Origin of the sequence: Desulfovibrio sp. 1214_IL3152, assembly GCF_036763055.1 — a bacterium.
Classification (GTDB): Bacteria; Desulfobacterota; Desulfovibrionia; order Desulfovibrionales; family Desulfovibrionaceae; genus Desulfovibrio.
This window is the reverse complement of sequence record NZ_JBAIYW010000036.1, coordinates 1-2,847: the sequence shown is the minus strand read 5'-3', so window position 1 is coordinate 2,847 and position 2,847 is coordinate 1. Positions and strand designations below refer to the sequence as shown.

At 57.7% G+C, this 2,847-nt stretch carries 4 protein-coding genes; 2 read left to right on the top strand and 2 right to left on the bottom strand.

Going from position 1 to position 2,847, the window contains the following annotated elements; genetic code table 11:
* Window positions 1-380 precede the first annotated feature (380 nt).
* Complete coding sequence (locus V6C07_RS00755; RefSeq protein ID WP_333534467.1) at window positions 381-1,118, bottom strand: YebC/PmpR family DNA-binding transcriptional regulator; 738 nt, start codon at window positions 1,116-1,118, stop codon at window positions 381-383.
* A gap of 33 nt (window positions 1,119-1,151) precedes the next feature.
* Window positions 1,152-1,784 carry an RlmE family RNA methyltransferase gene (locus tag V6C07_RS00750; RefSeq protein ID WP_333534469.1) on the bottom strand — a complete coding sequence of 211 codons (633 nt, stop codon included), beginning with the start codon at window positions 1,782-1,784 and terminating at the stop codon, window positions 1,152-1,154.
* A 182-nt stretch (window positions 1,785-1,966) separates the two neighbouring features.
* On the opposite strand from V6C07_RS00750, the gene sodC reads away from it, so the two are divergent.
* Together sodC and V6C07_RS00740 are read left to right on the top strand one after the other, a co-directional pair.
* Window positions 1,967-2,503, top strand: a complete 537-nt coding sequence (gene sodC / locus V6C07_RS00745; RefSeq protein WP_333534464.1) for a superoxide dismutase [Cu-Zn] SodC — start codon at window positions 1,967-1,969, stop codon at window positions 2,501-2,503.
* A gap of 132 nt (window positions 2,504-2,635) precedes the next feature.
* The coding region (locus tag V6C07_RS00740) for a hypothetical protein (protein ID WP_333534462.1) at window positions 2,636-2,847 on the top strand (212 nt) is incomplete at its 3' end.

The following is a 2,847-nucleotide window of genomic DNA, read 5'->3' as shown; positions in this document are numbered from 1 at the left end:
CACACCGCAAGTTTGTCGGCCTGCGGCGCTGGACAGGGTGTTGCGTCCGTATGCGCCCAAGGCCGCTGGTGGCTTGCGCGGCAGGGTTTTAAGGGCAGATCCCTGCCGCGCGCTCCACGCCTGAAACGTTCGAGGCTTGTGACGTTTTAGAGCATTTTCACTCTGAAACTGCTCCGGCGACTGCGTGAGCAAGCGCAATTTATTTGCGCTGTCAAGCGCCGAAGCGAGCGTGCCGTAAACTTTGAGAATGCCCATTCTCAAAGGTAATCTGTTCCAAATGCTCGCTTGGGGCAGACAAAGCCTGCCAAGGCGCATTTTCGGGCAAGAATTTTCAGAAAAACTCTTGCAGGGCAGTCAATGCATTGCATTGGCAAGCTGCTCTAGTCTTCGGGCATGTCCTCGGGAAAGTCGACGTTGGCGTACACGTTCTGCACGTCATCGTTGTCGTCCAGGGCATCCATAAGGCGCAGCACTTTCTGGCCCATGTCCGCGTCAACAGCCACCAGGTTCTGGGGAACCATGGCAAGCTCGGCAGACTGCATGACAATGCCCGCAGCTTCCAGCGAATCGCGCACGGCGGTGAAGTCGGTCAGGGCCGTATGGATGGTCCATTCTTCCCCATCGTCAATAACATCGTCAGCCCCGGCTTCCAGGGCGGCTTCCATTATTTTTTCTTCGGGGTAGGCGTTTTTTTCAACGCTGATGACGCCTTTGTGGTCAAACATCCAGCCAACGCTGCCGTTTTCACCCATTGAGCCGCCATGCTTGGAAAAGAGGTGGCGCACTTCGGCCACGGTGCGGTTCTTGTTGTCGGTGGCTACTTCGACCATGACAGCGATGCCGCCGGGGCCGTAGCCTTCATAGAAGGTTTCGGTAAGATCGCCGCCGGCGTCTTCGCCGGTACCCTTGCGGATGGCCGCCTCGATCTTGTCTTTGGGCAGGTTTACGGCCTTGGCCGCAGCAATGGCCGCGCGCAGACGGGGATTCATGGCGGGATCGCCGCCGCCCTTGGCTGCAATGATAATTTCTTTGGCGGCCTTGGTGAACAGCTTGCCGCGTTTTGCGTCCTGACGGCCCTTACGGTGCTGAATATTGGCCCATTTACTGTGACCAGCCATAAAACCTCCGAAACCTTTAGGGAATAAATTGTTTTACCTGCCCGGCGGCGTACCCACGGGGTCGGTCTGGTTCGGCTTGCCGCGAAAGCCAAGGCCCACGAAAAACGTTTCCTTGCTTTCGGCGCGCGAACTCTTGGGCTTGAAGGACTTGACCGTTGTAAAAGCCTTGCGCATGGGCGCAAGCAGTTCCTGCACGTCCGGACCCATGAAAATTTTAACCACAAAGCCGCCGCCTTGCTTCAAATGCAGGCAGGCCACAGCCAGCGCTTCCACAGCCAGGTCCAGCGAGCGGGCCTGGTCGGTAAAGCGGGTGCCTGTGGTGCGCGGGGCCATGTCGCTTATAACATGGTCAAAGGGGCCGAGTTCTTCCAGTCTGGCCTCAAAGGCCGGGGAGCGGTTGAACACGTCTTCCTGCATGAAGATGACCTGGGGGGGAAAGGCCGTCTCGGTGCTTTGAATGTCACAGGCCAGAACCAGGCCCCGGGAACCCACCTTTTCCGCCGCGCCCAATGACCAGGAGCCGGGGGCTGCCCCCAGGTCCAGAATCTTTTGGCCGGGCCGCAACAGGCGGAATTTGGCGTCCAGTTCCTTAAGCTTGTAGACCGAACGCGCGGGATAGTTCTCGCGCTTGGCCTTCAGGAAGTAATGGTCTCGATATTCCTTCATAATAAATACCAACGCGCAAGCGTACTCCTTTTTGCGCATTTCGCCAAGTGTCATGTAGGGCAGGCAGCCGAAAAAAAACGGCGACATGCGTTGACCGCTCTCTTTTGATGATATAGGTTATCAGTACGGTTTCATGGCGACCGGGCTTTTCGCCCGTACGCCGTAATTAAAGGAGACTGCTTATGAAAAAAATTCTGCTGGCCTTGAGCTTTGTATGTTGCGCCCTCTGGATCGGCGCCGGCGTCGCCCAGGCGGAAAGCGTTAAGGTTCCTGTCAATAAAATTACTGATGAAGGCGTGGGAGAGGCCATCGGCTTCATCACCTTTGCTGATGACGGCAAGGGCGGAGTAGACGTTCTTGTTGATATCGTAGGCATAAGCGAAGGCGAGCACGGCATGCACGTGCACGAAAATCCTTCCTGCGCCCCTGCTGAAAAAGACGGCAAAAAAATTGCCGGTCTGGCTGCGGGCGGACACTTTGATCCCGATAAAACCGGCAAGCATGAAGGCCCCGGCAAACACGGCCACAAGGGCGACCTGCCCGCCATCAATGCCGATGCCAAGGGCGTGGTCAACGCCAAGGTGCATGCCCCCAACCTGAGCGTCAAGGACCTCAAGGGCCGTTCCATCATGATCCACGCCGGCGGCGACAACTATTCCGACCAGCCCGCGCCCCTGGGCGGCGGCGGAGCACGCATCGCCTGCGGTGTGATTAAGTAAGCGAAAAAAACCTCCTTTCAAGCGAACTGCTCACCTCCTGACATACAAGCCCCGCCGCCATACAAGCGGCGGGGCTTTTCCACGCCGCCCTCATTGGCTATGCTGTGAAAAAACACGGCAAAGCGAGAAGTCATGGCAGGACAAGCAAAAAGAACACCACCAGCCGGGAACGGCAAAAAAAATATTTCCGCAGCGGCATGCCGTGAAAGTGCTGGGGACAAGGAGCAGCCGCGTGAAGCTCCCACTTTGTCCTCCATGCCCCGGCGGGCCTGCCTGCCGGATTTTTCCGGCCGTGTGCTGACCCTGCCTGATGGGCCGGAGTCCTGGCAACGCCGGGGTGAAGG